At 62.0% G+C, this 18,671-nt stretch carries 15 protein-coding genes and 1 pseudogene; 7 read left to right on the top strand and 9 right to left on the bottom strand.

Translation table 11 applies throughout. The features are described 5' to 3' along the window. Window positions 1–15: 15 nt before the first annotated feature. Window positions 16–1,665 (bottom strand): methyl-accepting chemotaxis protein, encoded by a 1,650-nt coding sequence (locus tag BX591_RS16300; protein ID WP_111932431.1) that lies wholly within the window; start codon window positions 1,663–1,665, stop codon window positions 16–18. A 303-nt stretch (window positions 1,666–1,968) separates the two neighbouring features. Here BX591_RS16300 and BX591_RS16295 point away from each other — a divergent pair, with 303 nt between their 5' ends. Beyond that, window positions 1,969–2,769 (top strand): bestrophin-like domain, encoded by an 801-nt coding sequence (locus BX591_RS16295; RefSeq protein ID WP_111932430.1) that lies wholly within the window; start codon window positions 1,969–1,971, stop codon window positions 2,767–2,769. A gap of 150 nt (window positions 2,770–2,919) precedes the next feature. Here BX591_RS16295 and BX591_RS16290 read toward each other — a convergent pair whose 3' ends face one another. Next, a complete protein-coding gene (locus tag BX591_RS16290) occupies window positions 2,920–3,993 on the bottom strand; it encodes a Leu/Phe/Val dehydrogenase (RefSeq protein WP_111932429.1) in 1,074 nt (357 codons plus the stop codon). 275 nt (window positions 3,994–4,268) lie between these two features. Here BX591_RS16290 and BX591_RS16285 point away from each other — a divergent pair, with 275 nt between their 5' ends. Next, a complete protein-coding gene (locus BX591_RS16285) occupies window positions 4,269–4,727 on the top strand; it encodes an Lrp/AsnC family transcriptional regulator (RefSeq protein WP_111932501.1) in 459 nt (152 codons plus the stop codon). A gap of 91 nt (window positions 4,728–4,818) precedes the next feature. On the opposite strand, the gene BX591_RS16280 is transcribed toward BX591_RS16285, so the two are convergent. From BX591_RS16280 to BX591_RS16260, 5 genes and pseudogenes are all read right to left on the bottom strand, one after another. Next, complete coding sequence (locus tag BX591_RS16280; protein ID WP_111932428.1) at window positions 4,819–5,625, bottom strand: alpha/beta fold hydrolase; 807 nt, start codon at window positions 5,623–5,625, stop codon at window positions 4,819–4,821. A gap of 159 nt (window positions 5,626–5,784) precedes the next feature. Beyond that, on the bottom strand, window positions 5,785–6,141 hold the full coding sequence (locus BX591_RS16275) for a DUF4148 domain-containing protein (RefSeq protein WP_111932427.1): 357 nt from the start codon (window positions 6,139–6,141) through the stop codon (window positions 5,785–5,787). A gap of 223 nt (window positions 6,142–6,364) precedes the next feature. Then, window positions 6,365–6,559: a DUF2092 domain-containing protein gene (locus BX591_RS37355; RefSeq protein WP_111932426.1), complete on the bottom strand. Its 195-nt coding sequence runs from the start codon at window positions 6,557–6,559 to the stop codon at window positions 6,365–6,367. Between the two features lie 80 nt (window positions 6,560–6,639). Then, window positions 6,640–7,473 carry a SphA family protein gene (locus tag BX591_RS16265; RefSeq protein ID WP_244147025.1) on the bottom strand — a complete coding sequence of 278 codons (834 nt, stop codon included), beginning with the start codon at window positions 7,471–7,473 and terminating at the stop codon, window positions 6,640–6,642. A 218-nt stretch (window positions 7,474–7,691) separates the two neighbouring features. After that, window positions 7,692–8,372, bottom strand: a pseudogene (locus tag BX591_RS16260) (hypothetical protein); the annotation flags it as partial. A gap of 2 nt (window positions 8,373–8,374) precedes the next feature. Between BX591_RS16260 and BX591_RS16255 the strand changes: the two are divergent. From BX591_RS16255 to BX591_RS16245, 3 genes are all read left to right on the top strand, one after another. Further along, the gene (locus tag BX591_RS16255) at window positions 8,375–9,895 is read left to right on the top strand and encodes a sulfatase-like hydrolase/transferase (RefSeq protein WP_111932424.1); all 1,521 of its coding nucleotides are present in this window, start codon (window positions 8,375–8,377) and stop codon (window positions 9,893–9,895) included. Between the two features lie 65 nt (window positions 9,896–9,960). Then, window positions 9,961–11,247, top strand: a complete 1,287-nt coding sequence (locus BX591_RS16250) for an anaerobic sulfatase maturase (protein ID WP_244147024.1) — start codon at window positions 9,961–9,963, stop codon at window positions 11,245–11,247. Between the two features lie 60 nt (window positions 11,248–11,307). Further along, window positions 11,308–12,345, top strand: coding sequence for an HAD family hydrolase (locus BX591_RS16245; RefSeq protein ID WP_111932423.1), 1,038 nt, complete (start codon window positions 11,308–11,310; stop codon window positions 12,343–12,345). A gap of 142 nt (window positions 12,346–12,487) precedes the next feature. On the opposite strand, the gene BX591_RS16240 is transcribed toward BX591_RS16245, so the two are convergent. Further along, window positions 12,488–13,033, bottom strand: coding sequence for a single-stranded DNA-binding protein (locus BX591_RS16240; RefSeq protein ID WP_111932422.1), 546 nt, complete (start codon window positions 13,031–13,033; stop codon window positions 12,488–12,490). 122 nt (window positions 13,034–13,155) lie between these two features. Further along, window positions 13,156–14,343 (bottom strand): MFS transporter, encoded by a 1,188-nt coding sequence (locus BX591_RS16235; RefSeq protein ID WP_111932421.1) that lies wholly within the window; start codon window positions 14,341–14,343, stop codon window positions 13,156–13,158. A gap of 321 nt (window positions 14,344–14,664) precedes the next feature. On the opposite strand from BX591_RS16235, the gene uvrA reads away from it, so the two are divergent. Further along, complete coding sequence (uvrA, locus tag BX591_RS16230) at window positions 14,665–17,538, top strand: excinuclease ABC subunit UvrA (protein WP_111932420.1); 2,874 nt, start codon at window positions 14,665–14,667, stop codon at window positions 17,536–17,538. 34 nt (window positions 17,539–17,572) lie between these two features. Next, window positions 17,573–18,658: an AI-2E family transporter gene (locus tag BX591_RS16225; protein WP_111932419.1), complete on the top strand. Its 1,086-nt coding sequence runs from the start codon at window positions 17,573–17,575 to the stop codon at window positions 18,656–18,658. The last annotated feature ends 13 nt before the right edge of the window (window positions 18,659–18,671 follow it).

The following is an 18,671-nucleotide window of genomic DNA, read 5'->3' as shown; positions in this document are numbered from 1 at the left end:
GCGCCTGTCGGCGGCTTACGCAGCAGCGGCCTCACCCATCCCCAACGCAGCGGCTGAACCGCCGCGCCGCCTGGCCGAAGCCGAAGCCGACCGCGACGACGTCGAGCCGCTGCCCGTCTGAAACACGGCCACCGCCGACGTCAATCTGCGCGCCTGATCTTCCAGCGAACTCGCCGCCGCGGCAGCCTGCTCGACCAACGCGGCGTTCTGCTGGGTCACCTCGTCCATCTGCGCGACCGCGAGATTGACCTGATCGATGCCGGTGCTCTGTTCGAGCGCGGCGGAAGCGATCTCGCTCATGATCGAACTCACGCGGGAAATCGCGTTGACGATGTCGGTCATCGTCGAACCCGAGCGCTCGACCAGTTGCGAGCCGGCCTGCACGCGCGCCGTCGACGCATCGATCAAGCCTTTGATCTCCTTGGCCGCCGCCGCGCTACGCTGCGCGAGCGAGCGCACTTCGCTCGCCACCACCGCAAAACCCCGTCCCTGCTCACCCGCGCGCGCCGCTTCGACCGCCGCATTCAGCGCCAGAATATTGGTCTGAAACGCGATCCCTTCGATCACGCCGACAATGTCGGCAATCCGCCGCGAGTCGTCGACGATGCCGTGCATCGTGCCCACCACCTGCTCGGTGAGATCGCCACCTTGCGCGGCCAGGCTCGACGCGCCCTGCGCGAGCGAACTCGCCTGCTTCGCGTTGTCCGCCGTCTGCTTGACGGTGGAAGTCAGTTGCTCGATGCTCGCCGCCGTTTCTTCCAGCGACGCCGCCTGCTCCTCGGTGCGTTGCGACAGATCGGTGTTGCCCGAAGCAATCTCGCTCACGCCGGTGTCGATCGATTCCGTGCCCTGGCGCACCGTGTTCACCGTGGCGATCAGCGAGTCCTGCATCTTGCGCAGCGCGGCCGCGAGGCGGCCCATTTCGTTGTTGCTGCGCACGTCGATGCGGCTCGTCAGGTCGCCGTCGGCAATCCGCTGAAACTGCGCGATGGTGGCGTCGACCGGACTGACGATCGCGCGCACCAGCACCGCGCGGCCAATCAGCGAACCCAGCAGCGACAACACCATGCCGATCGCCACCGCGATCGAGATCGCATAGAACAGGTCCTGCGCGTCCTGATAGCGCTGCGCGCCGTGATCGAGTTGCAGTTGTTCGAGCGTGAGCATCGACTTTTCGAACGCGCTATAGAGCGACGGCAGCTTGTGCGCCTGCAGTTGCTGGAACGCGATTTTGTCGCCCGACTTGAGCGCGGCGAGCGCCGGTTCGACGCCGTCGTGCAGGAAGGTGTCGCGCTTGTCCATCATGTCTTTGATCAGGCGCTGTTCGTCGGCATCCGTGCTCGCGCGGCTCACATAGTGGGCAAGCCGGTCGTTGGACGCTTTCTGGTACTGATCGAAACGCTTGAGCACGGCATTCGCGCCGTCCTGGTCGTTGAGGTCGTTGAGCGACGCGTAAGTCGCCAACGCCAGCCGCAGACGCAGCAGTTGTCCGGCGCTGCCTTCGAGATCGGCGACGGCGGGCGTGTCCACGGTGTACATCTGCTGCAGCGACGCGTTGCTCGACCGTAGCGACAACAGACCGGCGGCGGCGCCTGCCAGCAGCAGCGCGCCGAAAAACAGGATCATCAGGGTAAGGCAGGTACGAATCGACAGATTTTTCAGCATCGGGCTAGTCTCCATTGGGCTGCCTGACCGAATGTTCAGTAAATCGCCTCGGCCACGCGTGCTGCGCCCAAGCCCGTCCGGCCAGGTCCGCAACTATTTATTCAAATTTAAGCGAATGCCACACAAAGGGACAACGGCCGGTTTACAAAAAACTTTATGGTGAATAGCGCAAGCGTTTGCGATGGTTCAATCTACGAGCGGCAGCGGAGCGCTATTCGCGCAAGGCGTTTGCGGGACTACCCGGCTAGCCGCCGCAGCGGAGTTGACGGACAGTGACGAGGCGCGTGACTTCGGAGCATCACGATGTCGGAAATAGGCTCGGCTTTGCTGGTCTTTCTTTTACTGCTCGGCACGACCGGCATTGGCGTGTGGGTGCGCCCGCTGCTGCCCGAGGAACATAAGGCGCACGAAACCGTGCAGCTGATTCAACTGGTGATCGGCATGCTGGTGACGTTCGCCGCGCTGGTACTCGGCTTGATGACGGCCTCCGCGAAGGCGAGCTTCGATACCACGTCGAACGATCTGCGCACCTATGCGGCCGATCTGATCGAGTTCGATACGACCCTGCGCGAATACGGCGCCGACACCGCCCGGGCCCGGGATCTGTTGCGCCAGTACACGGCGGCGGCCATCGCGTCGACCTGGCCCGGCGAGCCGGCGCCCGGCGGCGACTATCCGAAGGATGTCGGCACGCAGGACAACTCGCAAAAGCTGGAGAACGTGCGGCTCGGCGACATGCTGACCGCGGTGGGACGGGAATTGCGGCAACTGCACCCGCACGATCCGCTACAACAGCGCGCGCTCGAAGATGCCTTGTCCCAATACCGACGGACCGTCGACGCGCGCTGGAAAATCATCGAGGAAGCGCACAGTTCGATTTCGCAACCGTTTTTCACCACGCTGACCTTCTGGCTGGGCGTGATCTTTCTGAGCTTCGGCCTGATCGCGCCGCGCAATGCACTGGCGCTCGTCACGATCTGCCTTGGGGCAGTCTCGATCGCGTCGGCGGTGTATGTGATCGTGGATCTGGATACGCCGTTCACCGGGCCGATCGTGGTGTCGAGTCAGCCGATGCGAGATGCGCTGGGGCATCTGAGTCAGTGAATGGCGGGGAGTTTGCGGGCCGAGAGTTTGCGGGATGAAACTTCGCTCGCGGAGCACGGCGGACCGGCGGCCTTGCGTTCTCGCCGGCTGGCTGAACGAAGGCCGCGCTACTTCACTTCATTTGACGCTCGCGCTTAATTCGATGCCGCCTCAGGCGGCGACCATCTTTTCACGTGCCCAGGCCACGGCCGCGCGCGCCGGCGCAACACCCGTCGCGCTGACACGAGCGGCGAGTTCGAACACGCGCGGACCGATCTGCGCGACTTCGGCGAGTACCGACGACTCTTCCGCTGAGCCCAGATATTCGCGCACGCAGCTAATAATGCCGCCCGCGTTCACGAGAAAATCCGGCGCGTAGAAAATGCCGCGCTGGTGCAGCACGTCGCCTTCGGCAAGGGACATCAACTGATTGTTCGCGCCGCCCGCGATCACCTTGAAGCGGCAATGCTGGGCGACCTCGGCGGTGATCGAGCCGCCGAGCGCGCACGGTGCGAACACATCCGCTTCCACGCCGGCGATCTCAGCGATCTCCACCACGCGCGCGCCGAACGACTGCGCGGCACGCGCGGTCCTGGCGGCGTCGATGTCCGACACGATCAACTGCGCGCCCGCCTGATGCAGACGCTCGCACAGGTCCCAGCCCACCGAGCCGAGCCCTTGCACCGCGACCGAGACGCCGTCGAGCGATTTGCGGCCCAGCGCTGAATCGACCGCTGCCTGCAGGCCGATGAACACGCCGTACGCGGTGCGCGGCGACGGGTTGCCGCCGTACACGTCGCCCGAACGCGGAATGCCGCTCACGTAGCGGGTTTCGCTTTGGACCGCGCGCATGTCGTCGGCCGTGGTGCCGACGTCTTCGGCGGTCAGGTAGATGCCGTCGAGCGATTGCACCAGACGACCGAAGGCCTTGAACATCGCAGTGCGGTCGAGGGCCTCGGGTTTGCGCAGAATCACCGCCTTGCCGCCGCCGAACGGCAGATCGGCCAGCGCGTTCTTGAACGCCATGCCTTGCGACAGACGCAGCGCGTCGTTATACGCCTCGTGGTCCGACGCGTACTGCCAGTAACGGCAACCGCCGAACGCGGGGCCGCGCGCGGTGCTGTACACGGCGATCACGGCTTGCAGGCCGGTGGGGGCGTCGGTCGCGAGCACGATGCGTTCGTGCGCGGGTTCGCCGTGAATGCCGAAAAGCGTGCCGGCGGCAGTGGTCGTCAGTCGGTCCATCTGGGTCCTTCCTTGTGGGCAGGTAATTTGAATGGAGCGCGCAGCGATGGCTGCACGCGATGCCATATGCCGGCCGGATCGCGGCCGCATACGGAGTCAACACGCGGCGCGGGAGAAGCGCCTCGGTCGCAAGAGTTTAGGCGGACAAATTGAGGGTTTCGTTTTGTTTATCTGGCGATTTGGCAGTCGTGGCAAAATGATTGCCTATTTTTAGCTTTTTTTGCAGATGGTTCGTCTAGCGAAACATGCTGCAACGCGCCAACCACGGGATCTCCATGCCACTCGATGCCATCGACCAGCGCATCCTGCGCGAACTGCGCCAGGACGGGCGTCTTTCGAACGCCAAACTCGCGGAGCGCGTCGGTCTGTCGGCCACGCCATGCTGGAACCGCGTGCGCGCCCTCGAAGAAGCGGGCGTGATCGAAGGCTATGCGGCCTTGCTGAATCAGAAGGCGCTCGGTATACCGGATACCGTGATCATCGAAGTGACGCTCGACAAACACGACGAGCGCACGCTCGAGCGTTTCGGCGACGCGCTCGTCGATCTGCCGGAAGTGGTCGAAGCGTTTCTGGTGTCCGGAGAGTACGACTATCTGATCAAGGTCGCCGTGGCGGGTACCGAAGGCTATGAGGCGTTTTTGCGGCGCAAGCTGTACCGGTTGCCCGGGTTTCAGAACAGCCGGTCCATTTTCGCGCTGCGGTGTTTGAAGCGAGGGGTGTCGGTGGAGGTTTGAGGCTGACGCGTAAATCGCTGCCGGTCACGAGCCGCGAGACAGAGGCGTCCTTCGATATGACTTCGCCTCGTCCCGCTGCCCGCTCGGCGTATCACTGCTGGGCGTGCTTCGCTGCGTCTTCGATCACGGCGGCCACTTCCTTCGGACGCGATTCGTAGACGGAGTGGCTCGCGCCGGCCAGCACCGTGGTGTGGCTATGTGCACGCTGATAGTAGAACCGTTCGAGGTCCGGGTTGATGATCTTGTCGTCGGCCGCGACGATGCCCCAACTCGGTTTGGTGGTCCAGGCGGCGACGCTCATCGGCTGCGAGAAGACCTTGGCCGCCGTCAGGATCTGCGATTGCGCTTCGAACCGGGCGTCCTTGAGCGGCAGGTCGGCGGCGAAATCCTTCGGGAAATCGGCCGGATTCAGGTACGTGTAGCCGTCGTCCGTCTTCTCGATGGCGCCGGGCTGCTTCGACGTATAGCTCGGGTATTGCTTGCCGAGGTCCGATTCGTCCTCGCCGACCGCCGGCGCATGGGCCGCGACGTACACCAGGCCCGTCACCTTCGGATCGACGCCGGCTTCGGTGATGATCGAGCCGCCGTAACTGTGCGCCACGAGAATGGTCGGACCGTCCTGCAGGTCGATGACGCGTTGGGTCGCGGCGACGTCGTCGTCGAGCGAGGTCAGCGGCTCCTGCACCATCGTGACGTGATAGCCGTCTTTGGTGAGGATGTCATACACCGGCTTCCAGCCCGCACCATCCACCCACGCGCCATGCACGAGGACGATGTTTCTGATCGGCGTGGCGGCCGGTTTGGCATCTTGCGCCATGGCGGCCGACGAGGCGAACAGGCAGGTGGACAAAGACAGAACCGAAGCGGCGAACGGCAAAAGTTTCACGGGAGACTCCATTGAAAAACGTTGATACGAATTGGATTTGAAAAAAAGCTGACTTGATTCGTCACCACGCAAAGTCCTGCGACGCGCTGGTCTATCAAGCCACCTTCTTCTGTGCATCGTGCTGGCGATCCTGCGCATGACAGCGGGCGCAGGATCGGCGCACCACGCCACCTAGCTACCGAAGAACACGTTGCAGAAGCTGACCGGGCCGACGCAATTCGAGTGCATCGACATCGACGTGTGGGACATCGATCCCGACGCCGTGCTGCCGTTCTGTGCGACACCGCCGACCGCCTGCATGGCCAATTGCTGATCGTCTTGCGATGCGATCTTTGCTTCGGCAGCCTGAATGTCGGCCGGGTAGTCGAGATCCTCGCCGCGGTTCGGGCTGTAGCCCGCCTGTTCGACACGAACCAGATCGGCACGGACTTCGGCACGCGTAAGCGGCGCATTCGATTGAGCAAAGCTGAGAACCGGTGCGCCGAGGGTGGCAACGGCGAGAGCGATACCTACGAGCATCTTGGACATGGTTAAGATTCCTTGATTAGTTGAAAATAGCTTGATGGCTTGTGAAGATCGCGGGGTGAGGATTTCTCTCTCTCGCGACTTGCCTTTCTGCCTGCGCCTCACATCAATTCGTGCGACAGACGGATAGTCGGCTTATCAGCGGTTGGCCTCCAGCCGTTTGCGACCGGTTGACGCCATGCGTCGCGAAATGCATCGGGAAAGGCGCGGAATGCGCCGCTGTCGATCAGGCTGGGAAGGGAGAGGTGATGGTGGTGCGCAAGACGACGACCACGCGCATCCTGTCAGGACGCCGGACCGGCATCCCGGTTCGATCGAGGAAGCCGACGCGTTGGCCGGCCGGGAGTTCCGTGTCGGTCATGCTGTCTGCGTTGATGCGAAATCTCTTCTGACCGCGCGGATAACCGCCCAGCTTGTTCAGGGCATTGACCGCCTCGGGTTACATCCCGGGTTAGGCTGCCCCTGGCTCGGCGCGCTTCCCGACGGATGGGCGCTCCGCGATCATTGAAACGTGGCGCTGACGGAGAGTTCGACCGCATTGCCCTTCGGGCGGTTGCTCACATCGAACTCATTCACCCAGCGTAGCGAAGCAGAAACCGGCGTCTTGCTGACCTTGCCTGCCCACGTCACCATCGGACCAATGCCGAGCGAATGACCGCTCGTGCCGCCGGTGATATTGGCGAGCCCACCGGTATCGTTGCCGAGTTGCTGGATCCAGCCACCCACCAGACCCACGCCCCACCCACCTTTAAAGCGCTTGAGCGCAAGCAGATCGAGAACACTGACGGGCGCATTGTGATAGTGGGTGTCGTCGTTGGCCGTATAAAACTCGACACCGTAGTTCACCGACAATTCGATCTCCTGCTTCGGGAAGAGCTTCGTATAAGCGACGGTCGGCGTAAATGTCCATGTGTTCTGCCCCGCGTTCGCGAGATTGCTGGTGTTGTATGCGCCGGTCGGTGCGTATACCTGAACGCTAAACGCGATGTGGTCGGTTTTGGTCAGGTGATAACCGGCAACCACGGGCGTGAAAAACAGGTCTGCGAATTGCGTCGCATGGTCATCAGGCAAGCGGCCATGAAAGGACGAAACATCCGTGTATTGCACCGGCACGCCGAACGACGACGCGAAGTTCCATCCGCTTGCCGTAATGCCCCAAGTCTTGACGGCGTTGATCAGGTTGTACGAGACGTGATAATCGAGCCCGGCAGTGACCGTTCCGGCAATCGGAATGGTCTTGCTGGCACCGAGCGAGCCCTCGTAGTAAATCGAGGTGACGGAGACAATCCAGTCGTCGGTTGGCGGCACGATACCCGCATAGGGCGCAATTTGCATCCCTGTAATCGGACGCCCGATACCCCCTTCTGTCGCCCATGTACTCTGCGACGCTCCCATCGCCATCGCGAGAAGAACAGAGCCGACAGACAGTCTTGCGACCCGTGGGTTTGCTACGGACTTGCCTATACCGTAACTCATGATGTCCCTCACAATTTGAATGGCAGAAGCGCTCGAGCTACTCATGAAGTTGGGCCCGCCGTGCCAGCCTCTTGCCGCTACCAACGATATCCAACGCCCGCAAATATGACGTCGGTATCGCGGTCGTAACGGGTTACCACGCGGTTCCATTCGAGTCGCGTATCCCAGTGATCGGTGAAGCGATAAGACGCGGCGATCGTGACAAGACCAGAGAACTTTCCAGCGCCTGGCCCCGGCGATTCGCTATTTTCATTTTCATTGATGGCGTAATACGCACCAGCGCCCACGCCAAGCGTGACCTTGTCGTTAAAAAATGCGCGGGTTGCCCACAACTGCGTGGTAACGCCGTCGCGGCGCGCCTGCCTGCTGCTGCCTTCGTGCAGATAGCCCACCGTGACGTCGAGATACTTTGCGAGACCGCGACGGTATTCAATTGCGCCCCCTAACGCAGAGGGCGAACTCGTTGAATTGACAATGGTCTTGCCCAGATACACGGCGACTTCATTGTTCGTGACCTTGCTCGTACTGCTTGCCGCCCAATCGCGCGGACCGGGTGTAGCCGGTGCATCGAGTTGATACCCCACGCCGAACATGACGCTGGTGGCGTCGGGTCCGCGTTGAACGTGTACCCGATTGAGTTGCAGTTGGGTTATCCAACGGCTCGAGGCGTAGTAGGCAGCACGAACGCTGTAGACAACGCCCCAGCCGTGGGTGTCGGAATAGCTTCCCCCTTGCCCCGCCGTCGTCGTGTCGAAATAGCCTGGCGCAGACTTCAAACCAGAAGCCCAACATAATCCTGCTCGTCTCGGACGACACGGGCTGGGGAGATCTCGGCGTCTATGGAGGCGGCGAAGGCAGAGGCGCGCCGACACCCAACCTCGACAGAATGGCCCACGAAGGTATCCAGTTCTGGGACTTCTATGGTCAACCCAGTTGCACGCCCGGCCGCGCGGCCATGCAAACCGGGCGGCTGCCGAATCGAAGCGGCATGACGACGGTCGCGGCGCCCGGCCAGGGCGGCGGGCTTCCCAAAGGCGAAGTGACGCTCGCCGACGTATTGAAAAAAGCAGGTTATTCGACCTTCTTTACGGGCAAGTGGCATCTTGGCGAGGCCGACTACGCAATGCCGACCGCGCACGGCTACGACGAGATGAAGAACGTCTATCTCTACCACCTGAACGCCTATACCTACGCCGATCCAAAGTGGAACCCCGATTGGCCTGCGGCCGTTCCGAAGGTTAATCCGCTTGGTGAGATTCAAGGCAAGGCCGGCGAAAAATACCAGGAGGTGCGCAAGATAGGCGGCGACGACATTCCTTTGCTCGATCAGGGAATCGAAACATCGTCGGAAGACTACATCAAGGCCCACGCGCAAGACGGCAAACCGTTCTTCATGAGCATCAACTTCACGAAGAATCACCAGCCCAATCTGCCCGCGCCGGAGTTTGTCGGCAAGTCGGAGGTGAAGACGAAATACGGCGATGCGGTCGTCGAGCTCGACACCCGTGTTGGCCGCATTCTCGACGCCGTTCGCGCGGCGGGCATTAGCGACAATACGTTGGTGTTCTACACCGTCGACAACGGCGCGTGGCAGGACGTTTATCCGGACTCCGGGTACACCCCGTTCCGCGGCACCAAGGGGACCGACATGGAAGCCGGCAGCCGCGTTCCTGCGATTGCCTGGTGGCCGGGACACATCAAACCGGGTAGCACGTCGTGGGACGTCGTCGGTGGCCTGGACCTGATGGCCACGTTTGCGCAACTGAGCGGCACGACGCTGCCGAAGAGCGACCGGGATGGAAAGCCAACCATCTTCGACAGCTTCGACATGTCGCCGATTCTGCTGGGCACAGGTAAATCGAAGCGCACCTACTGGCTTTATCAGACCGAAGACGAAATCGCGCCTGGCGCGATCCGGGTCGGCAAATTCAAGGCCGTGTTCAACCTGCGTGGCGATTACCCGCCGTTTGCGGATGAAGACCACACCGGCTGGCGTGGCCCGGACAAATACGCGGCAACGGTCCCGCGCCTGTACGACCTGCAGGCGGACCCGGGCGAGCACTACGACATCTTCATGACCAATTGGACGGAGAAGAGCTGGACGATGCCGATCTTCAACGACATCCTGAAGAAGGTCGTGGATAGCTACGTCAAGTATCCGCCGGCCGAAGTGCAAAGCGTCTCCTATGCCGGTCCCGTGAGGAATTCGCAGTTCCAGCGCGTGGAGGCATTAAAAGGCCGCCTCGAACAGTTGCAGAAAGGAACCGCAGCAGGAGACTAAGCCTGCCGTTCTGCGTCGGCCGTAGCCTCGCGGCCGACGCTTATTTTGTATGGGAGCGCCAGGCAATGAATGACCATCCGCTCGACGCCAGCGTCGCTGTGCCGGTCCGGTTCATGGAACGAGTCTCGCGGTCGGAACCTGCCGCGCCCGAACGCAAGGGACGCTTTCACACGATGGCCAAGCCCATCGGGTCTACCTGCAACATAGACTGCACCTACTGTTACTACCTGCATAAGGAGCACCTGCTCGACCAGCATCGTGGACGCCGCATGGAGCCGTCGATGCTCGAGCGCTACATTCGTCAATACATCGAGGCGCAGAACGGTGAAGAAATCGTGTTCTCGTGGCAGGGTGGCGAGCCCACCATGCTCGGGCTCGAATTCTTCGAACACATTGTGGAGTTGCAGGCACGCTTCCAGCCGCCAGGGCAACGTATCGTCAATGACCTGCAAACGAATGCAACGCTTTTGAACGACCCGTGGTGCGTCTTTCTGAAACGCCACGACTTTCTGGTGGGCGTCAGTATCGACGGTCCGCGAGAGCTTCACGACGCGTTTCGCGTGGACCGGAAAGGGAAACCCACGTTCGACGACGTGATGCGCGGCATCGCCTTGCTGAAAAAACACGGGGTCGGCTTCAACACCCTCACGGTGGTGAACCGGAAAAATGCCAAGCGCCCTATTGATGTCTATCGCTTCCTGCGAGACGAAGTCGGTTCGACCTATATCCAGTTCATTCCGTGCGTCGAGCCCAAGGACTTTCACACGGTTGCGCCTCAACACTGGCCCACGAACGCGATGCCTATCCTCGGCACGCCTGCCGCGAAACCGGGCAACGCCGACTCGATCGTGACCGACTGGTCCGTGGATCCGGACGATTGGGGCTACTTTCTGAGCCGCACGTTCGACGAGTGGTACACAAAAGACGCGGGCAACGTGCTGGTGAACCTCTTCGAAACGGCGGTGGTGCAGACCATGGGCAAGCCGGCGCAGACCTGTATTACCGCCGAATTCTGCGGCAAGGCGCTGGCGATAGAACACGACGGAACGGCCTACTCATGTGACCACTATGTCTACCCGGAGTACGCCCTCGGCAACATCGAACAGGAACATCTCGGGATCATGGCTTTCTCCGAAAGGCAGCAGAAATTCGGCTACGCGAAACGGGATTCACTCCCGGGATACTGCAAGCAATGCAAACACGTCAGACTTTGCTGGGGCGAGTGTCCGAAAAACCGCCTGCTCCGCAGTCCGGACGGCGAGCCCGGGTTGAACTACCTATGCGCCGGTATCAAGCGCTTTCACGACCACGCGGGACCCGCGCTGCGTCGGATGGCGGCGCAACTTGCCTAGCGTCTCCAGTCGAGGCGACAGCATGGCGGTTAATTCGAAAGTCTGTTCGGAGGATGAAAGATGCGCTCGATTTTTTCGCCTGGCGTGTTCGTCACATTCCTTGCACTCGCTCTCGCCGCGTGTGTGCAACCCCCGCAAACCGGTGCGTCGACCCATGCACCCGTTTCGTCGGCCACGTCGGTTTTGCCGTCGTGGAACGACACGGCAACGAAGCGCTCGCTCATCGATTTCGTCACGCGTGTGACCACACCCGGCTCGTCCGACTTCGTGCCTCCTTCCGAGCGCATCGCCGTATTCGATAACGACGGCACACTGTGGGTCGAGCAACCGGCGTACGTGCAGTTGGTGTTTGCGCTCCAGCGCATCAAGGCGCTGGCGCCGCAGCATCCGGAATGGAAAACGGAAGAGCCGTTCAAATCCGTGCTTGCGGGCGACATGAAAAGCGTCGCGGCGACCGGCGAGACCGGCGCGGCGAAAATTCTGGCTGCCACCCACGCAGGCATGAGCACGGAAGCGTTCCGCGCGACCGTGCACGACTGGATGGCTACCGCGAAGGATCCCCGCTTCCGGCGACCGTACACCGAACTGGTTTATCAACCCATGCTCGAGTTGATGGCGTACCTGCGCACCAACGGCTTCAAGACGTACATCGTGTCCGGCGGCGGGGTTGAGTTCATTCGCGAGTACGCGGAGCGCGTGTACGGCGTCCCGCCTGAGCAGGTCATTGGGAGTACCGCGAAATATAAGTATTCGGTGGTGGACGGCAAGCCGGTTCTGGTGCGCCTCGCCCAGATAGACGACGTCGATGATGGCCCGGGTAAGCCGGCTTCAATCGAACATATCATCGGACGCCGGCCCATCGCCGCATTCGGCAACTCGGACGGAGATCTGCAGATGCTCGAATGGACGACCGCCGGTAACGGGCCGCGTCTGGGTGCGCTGATTCACCACACGGACGCGTCGCGGGAATATTCGTACGACCGGGCATCGAAGATGGGCAAGCTCGACAAGGCGCTAGACGAAGCCCCCGGCAAAGGGTGGGTGGTCGTCGATATGAAAGAGGATTGGAACACTGTTTTTCCGGACCCTGCTCGATAGTCGATGCGTTACCTGTAGCCAATAGTCATCGGCACGTTCGCGTGACTGGGGCGGCGGTTTCGCTCAAATGCGTGGGTAAAGAAAAGGCCCGCGCTCCATGGGAGCGCGGGCCGCTAACAACAAAAAACCGCTTTAATCAGATTTAGAACGGAATATCGTCGTCCATCTCGTCAAACCCGCCGCCGGCCGGCGCGCTCGGACGGCTAGCACCACCGCCGCCACCACCACTGCCGCCACGCGAAGCCCCACCGCCCGACACAGCACGGCCGCCACCGCCACCACCGCCGCTACGTTCCGACGGCTCACCACGGCTATAACCGCCGCCGCCTTCGTCGCCGCCGCCCATCGAGCCGCCGCGGCCGCCCAGCATTTGCATCTGCTCGGCGACGATTTCCGTCGAATAACGGTCGGTGCCGTCTTGCGCTTGCCACTTACGGGTCCGGATGCGCCCTTCCAGATACACCGACGAGCCCTTCTTCAGATATTCGGACACGATTTCCGCGAGCCGGCCGAAGAACGACACGCGGTGCCATTCGGTCGCTTCCTTCATTTCGCCGGACGCCTTGTCCTTGTACCGATCCGTCGTTGCAAGGCGGATGTTCGCCACTGCGTCGCCGCTCGGAAGATAACGGACTTCCGGATCGGCTCCGAGATTGCCGACGAGAATGACCTTGTTCACGGATGCCATGAGTTTCTCCTGTTGATTCCGTTGCGGGCGGCGCGGTACGACACGGTTCGCGTCTCATGGCCGGCAGGCCCGAGACCAGAACTGCGCCTCTGCCCGCCGCCGGGTGAGTTCTGGGTGTTCAGCTACGCCTTGCGCGGCGGCTGTTTCATATTGGCGGCGATTATAAGCCAGCACAATACGAGGCCCGAGCAGGTAAAGAATACTGCGCTCGCCCCATCTACCTTGAGCAGCCAGCCGCCGACCACCCCGCCCAGCGCGAGGCCGATCGACTGCGTGGTGTTATACACGCCGGCCGCCGCGCCCTTGCGGGTGCCCGGCGCCAGCTTCGACACCAGCGAAGGCTGTGACGCCTCAAGGATATTGAAGCCGAGAAAGTACACAAAAAGGATCGCTGCCACACTCAGAATCGTATGCGGAGCGACGCCCAATAACAACTGTCCAATCAGGATAAGGCCGATCGCCGAGAGCAGCACGATTTTCATTCTTCCGCGCTTTTCCGCGGCGATGATCGCCGGCACCATCATCACGAAAGACAGCCCCATGACCGGCAGATACACCTTCCAGTGCGACGCGACCGGCAAGCCGCCGGCTTCGAGAATGCGCGGCACGACGAGGAACAGCGCGGTTTGCGTGGCGTGCAGGACGAGCACGCCGAAGTTCAGACGCAGCAGCTCGACGTTGTGCAGCACTTCGGCGAACGGCGCGCGCACGTGCACCGGCTTCGGTGCATCGGGCACGACCCACAGCACGAGGCCAATCGCCAGAATCGAAAAGATGCCGACCAGCGTGAACAAGCCGCTCATGCCGACCCACTGAAACACGATCGGCGCGCCGACGATCGCGACCGCGAACGACACGCCGATACTGCCGCCGACCATCGCCATCGCCTTGGTGCGATGCTCTTCGGACGTGAGGTCGGCGATAAACGCGATCACCGCCGACGACACCGCGCCCATCCCCTGAATCACCCTGCCGACGATGATCCACGTCATGTCGTGCGCGCCCGCCGCGACAAAACTACCCAGCGCGAAGATCAGCAGGCCGATCGCGATCACCGGCTTGCGGCCGATCTTGTCGGAAACCCAGCCGTAAAAGATGTAGAGCATGGACTGCGTGACGCCGTACGCGCCCAGCGCGATGCCCACCAGCAGCACGTTGTCGCCGCCCGGAATGGTTTTCGCGTAGATCGAGAACACCGGCATGATCATGAACAGACCGAGCATGCGCAGCGCGAAGATGGCGGCCAGCGACACGGTCGCGCGCAGTTCAGGCGCGCTCATGCGTGAGGATGTTGCGGACGGATTGGACATCGGGAGCGTTCTTTGAATGAGCGGGGCGGCACACCGCCGAAGGGCGGCCACCAGCGGGCGGCTTACCGCGCGACGGCGGGAAGCCTGCGGCGCGGCGTTCGAGCCGACGGCCTTGCAGCACTCCCCCTGACGCCTAGCGGTGCCTTGTACTCACGAGGAACGGCCCCAGTTAGACCCCTTCCCCGCGGCGCTGAACCGCTGCCTTACAGCTTGCCTCAGTGCTTCTTCAGCCTGTCAGGAAGCCGTAACGGCGGTCTTGAAAAGTCGTTATAGTAGCAGGTTTAGCCCCTTCCTCTTTCCGCCAGTTCATGGAATAAATCCGTGGAACAAATCCGTATTCGTGGGGCTCGCACCCACAACCTGAAGAACGTCAACCTCGATCTTCCACGTCACAAGCTCGTCGTCATTACGGGCCTTTCGGGCTCGGGCAAATCGTCGCTGGCGTTCGACACGCTCTATGCGGAAGGACAGCGGCGCTACGTCGAAAGTCTTTCGGCCTATGCGCGCCAGTTCCTGCAATTGATGGAAAAACCCGATGTCGATCTGATCGAAGGCCTCTCGCCGGCAATCTCGATCGAACAGAAAGCGACCTCGCACAATCCGCGCTCCACGGTCGGCACCGTCACCGAAATTCACGACTATCTGCGGCTCCTGTTCGCCCGGGTCGGCACGCCGTATTGCCCGGACCACGAAATCCCGCTGGAGGCGCAAAGCGTCTCGCAAATGGTCGACGCGGCGCTCGCACTGCCCGAAGAAACGAAGCTGATGATCCTCGCGCCGGTCGTAGCCGACCGCAAGGGCGAGCACGTCGAACTGTTCGAGGAAATGCAGGCCCAGGGCTTTATCCGTTTCCGCGTGCGCTCGGGCGGCGGCACCGCCAATGAAGGCGTCGCGAAGATCTATGAAGTCGACGCACTGCCGAAGCTGAAAAAGAACGACAAGCACACCATCGACGTCGTGGTCGACCGTCTGAAAGTGCGGCCGGACATGAAGCAGCGCCTCGCCGAATCGTTCGAAACGGCACTGCGTCTCGCCGACGGCCGCGCGATCGCGCTCGAAATGGACACCGACAAAGAGAAGCTGTTCAGCTCGAAGTTCGCCTGCCCGATCTGCTCGTATTCGCTGCAGGAACTGGAGCCGCGGCTCTTCTCGTTCAACAACCCCATGGGTGCGTGCCCGGAATGCGACGGCCTGGGGCAGATCACCTTCTTCGATCCGAAGCGGGTGGTCGCGCATCCGTCGCTGTCGCTCGCGGCCGGCGCGGTGAAGGGCTGGGACCGGCGCAACCAGTTCTACTTCCAGATGCTGCAGAGTCTCGCGGCGTTCTACGAGTTCGACATCGACATGGCGGTCGAAGATCTGCCGGAGAAGGTTCGCAAGATCCTGCTGTTCGGTTCGGGCAAGCAGGAAATTCCGTTCTCGTACATCAACGAACGCGGCCGCACGTCGGTGCGCGAGCACGTGTTCGAAGGGATCATCCCGAATCTGGAGCGGCGTTACCGCGAGACCGATTCGGTCGCGGTGCGCGAAGAACTCGCCAAGTATCAGAACAACCAGCCCTGCCCCGCTTGCGCCGGCACGCGGCTGCGCCGCGAGGCGCGCTTCGTGCGGATCGGCGCGGACAGCGACGCGCGCGGCATCTTCGAAATCAGCGGCTGGCCGTTGCGCGACGCGCTCGGCTATTTCCAGACCCTGCGTCTGGAAGGCTCGAAGCGCGAGATCGCCGACAAGGTGGTCAAGGAAATCGTCGCGCGGCTCATGTTTCTGAACAACGTCGGGCTCGATTACCTGTCGCTCGAACGCAGTGCGGAAACGCTGTCGGGCGGCGAGGCGCAGCGCATTCGCCTCGCCTCGCAGATCGGCTCGGGTCTGACCGGCGTGATGTACGTGCTCGACGAGCCGTCCATCGGCCTGCATCAGCGCGACAACGACCGGCTGATCGCCACGCTGAAGCATCTGCGCGACCTGGGCAACTCGGTGATCGTCGTCGAGCATGACGAAGACATGATCCGCATGGCCGATTACGTGGTCGACATGGGACCGGGCGCGGGCGAACACGGCGGCATGGTGATCGCGGAAGGCACGCCGAAACAGGTGCAGGCGAACCCGGCGTCGATGACCGGGCAGTACATGTCCGGCGCGCGCAACATCGAGTATCCGGACGAACGCAAGCAGCCGGACGAACGGCGCCTGCGAATCGTCGAGGCGTACGGCAACAACCTGAAGCACGTGACGCTGGATCTGCCGGTCGGCCTGCTCACCTGCGTGACCGGCGTATCCGGCTCGGGCAAGTCGACGCTGATCAACGACACGCTGTACCACGCGGTTTCGCACCACCTGTATGGGTCGTCCACGGAGCCCGCGCCGTACCAGTCGATCGAAGGCCTCGAGCATTTCGACAAGGTCATCAATGTCGACCAGTCGCCGATCGGCCGTACGCCGCGCTCGAACCCGGCCACCTACACGGGCCTCTTCACGCCGATCCGCGAACTGTTCTCGGGCGTGCCCGCGGCCAAAGAACGCGGCTACGATCCGGGCCGTTTCTCGTTCAACGTCAAGGGCGGCCGCTGCGAATCCTGCCAGGGCGACGGCGTGCTGAAGGTCGAGATGCACTTTTTGCCGGACGTGTACGTGCCTTGCGACGTCTGCCACGGCAAGCGCTACAACCGCGAAACGCTGGACGTGCAATACAAAGGCAAGAACATCAGCGAAGTGCTCGATATGACGGTGGAGAACGCCTATGAGTTCTTCAAGCCCGTGCCGGTCGTCGCGCGCAAGCTGAAAACCTTGCTGGACGTGGGTCTGGGCTATATCCGCCTGGGCCAGTCGGCAACCACGCTGTCGGGCGGCGAGGCGCAGCGGGTCAAACTATCGTTGGAACTGAGCAAGCGCGACACGGGTCGCACTCTATACATTCTCGACGAGCCGACCACCGGCCTGCACTTTCACGATATCGCGCTGCTGCTGGAAGTCATTCATCGGTTGAGCGAGCAGGGTAATACCGTCGTGATCATCGAGCATAATCTCGATGTAATAAAAACCGCCGACTGGGTCATCGACCTCGGTCCGGAAGGGGGTGCGGGAGGCGGTCAGATCATTGCCCAAGGCACGCCGGAGCAGGTGGCGAAGTCGAAAGCAAGTTTTACCGGAAAGTATCTGGCGCCCTTGCTGAAACGGGCCGCCAGCAAAAAGTAACGCTGTACTTCACGGGTTGGAGACGGAATAAGCCATGGCCAAGCGGAATCAGGCGCGCGACGACGGGCAAGTGCAGGACCTACGCCCACGCCCGGTCAGGCTGACTAGCGACATGAGCCTGCCGAAACTGTCGGCGGTCGAAATCGGCAGTTATGCGGTCATGCTGTTCGGCATGTGGGCGGTCATCGAACTGAGGTTGCTCGGCGCGTTGCTCGCCGGGCTGCTGGTGTTCCAGCTCGTGCATACCATCGCGCCGCGCATCGAGCGTCACATGTCGAGCAAGCGGGCCCGCTGGCTAGCGGTGGTGTTTTTGTCGGTGGTAATCGTGGGCGCGTTGACCGGGCTTACGCTCGGGATCATCGCGCATTTCGAGAACGACGTGCCGAGCGTGCAGAACCTGCTCGATCAGGCCATGCAACTCGTCGACGAGGCGCGCGGCCGGATTCCGCAATTCATCGCCAACTATCTACCGGTCGATACCGAGCAGATGAAGGCCCGCGCCACCGAACTGATGACCACGCACGCCAACATGCTGTCGCAAAGCGGCAAGACGGCGGCGCGCGCGTTCACGCATATTCTGATCGGCATGATCATCGGCGCGATCATCGCGGTCGGCGCGCAGAAGCACATGAACCGGCTGCCGTTGTCCACGGCGTTCGTCACGCGCGTCACGCGTTTTGCCGACGCGTTCCGCCGCATCGTGTTCGCACAGGTGAAGATCTCCGCGATCAATGCGGTGTTCACCGGCATCTTCCTGCTGGTGATCCTGCCGATCTTCCACGACACGTTGCCGCTGTCGAAAACGCTGGTGCTGGTCACGTTTATCGTCGGCTTGCTGCCGGTGATCGGCAATCTGATCTCGAACACGATCATCGTCGCGGTGGCGCTGTCGGTGAGCTTCCCGGCGGCGGTCATGTCGCTCGTGTTCCTGATCCTGATCCACAAGCTCGAGTACTTCCTGAACGCGCGCATTGTCGGCGGCCAGATCGAGGCGCGCGCGTGGGAACTGCTGATCGCGATGCTGGTGATGGAAGCCGCGTTCGGGATTCCCGGCGTGGTCGCCGCGCCGATTTTCTACGCGTATATCAAGCGGGAACTGATTTTTCTGCGGCTGGTTTGAGGCGAGCTCGCGG

This window comes from Paraburkholderia bryophila (genome assembly GCF_003269035.1).
GTDB lineage: Bacteria > Pseudomonadota > Gammaproteobacteria > Burkholderiales > Burkholderiaceae > Paraburkholderia > Paraburkholderia bryophila.
This window is presented reverse-complemented; position numbering and strand designations above follow the sequence as displayed.

What these genes read in the sequence shown, in the direction of transcription:
- BX591_RS16240 (WP_111932422.1), bottom strand. Translation starts at nt 13,033, where the DNA reads ATGGCATCCGTGAACAAGGTCATTCTCGTCGGCAATCTCGGAGCCGAT.
- BX591_RS16265 (WP_244147025.1), bottom strand. Translation starts at nt 7,473, where the DNA reads ATGCAAATTGCGCCCTATGCGGGTATCGTGCCGCCAACCGACGACTGG.
- BX591_RS16280 (WP_111932428.1), bottom strand. Translation starts at nt 5,625, where the DNA reads ATGGAGTCTCCCGTGAAACTTTTGCCGTTCGCCGCTTCGGTTCTGTCT.
- BX591_RS16225 (WP_111932419.1), top strand. Translation starts at nt 17,573, where the DNA reads ATGGCCAAGCGGAATCAGGCGCGCGACGACGGGCAAGTGCAGGACCTA.
- BX591_RS16295 (WP_111932430.1), top strand. Translation starts at nt 1,969, where the DNA reads ATGTCGGAAATAGGCTCGGCTTTGCTGGTCTTTCTTTTACTGCTCGGC.
- BX591_RS16250 (WP_244147024.1), top strand. Translation starts at nt 9,961, where the DNA reads ATGAATGACCATCCGCTCGACGCCAGCGTCGCTGTGCCGGTCCGGTTC.
- BX591_RS16275 (WP_111932427.1), bottom strand. Translation starts at nt 6,141, where the DNA reads ATGTCCAAGATGCTCGTAGGTATCGCTCTCGCCGTTGCCACCCTCGGC.
- BX591_RS16290 (WP_111932429.1), bottom strand. Translation starts at nt 3,993, where the DNA reads ATGGACCGACTGACGACCACTGCCGCCGGCACGCTTTTCGGCATTCAC.
- BX591_RS16300 (WP_111932431.1), bottom strand. Translation starts at nt 1,665, where the DNA reads ATGCTGAAAAATCTGTCGATTCGTACCTGCCTTACCCTGATGATCCTG.
- BX591_RS16285 (WP_111932501.1), top strand. Translation starts at nt 4,269, where the DNA reads ATGCCACTCGATGCCATCGACCAGCGCATCCTGCGCGAACTGCGCCAG.
- BX591_RS16245 (WP_111932423.1), top strand. Translation starts at nt 11,308, where the DNA reads ATGCGCTCGATTTTTTCGCCTGGCGTGTTCGTCACATTCCTTGCACTC.
- BX591_RS16235 (WP_111932421.1), bottom strand. Translation starts at nt 14,343, where the DNA reads ATGTCCAATCCGTCCGCAACATCCTCACGCATGAGCGCGCCTGAACTG.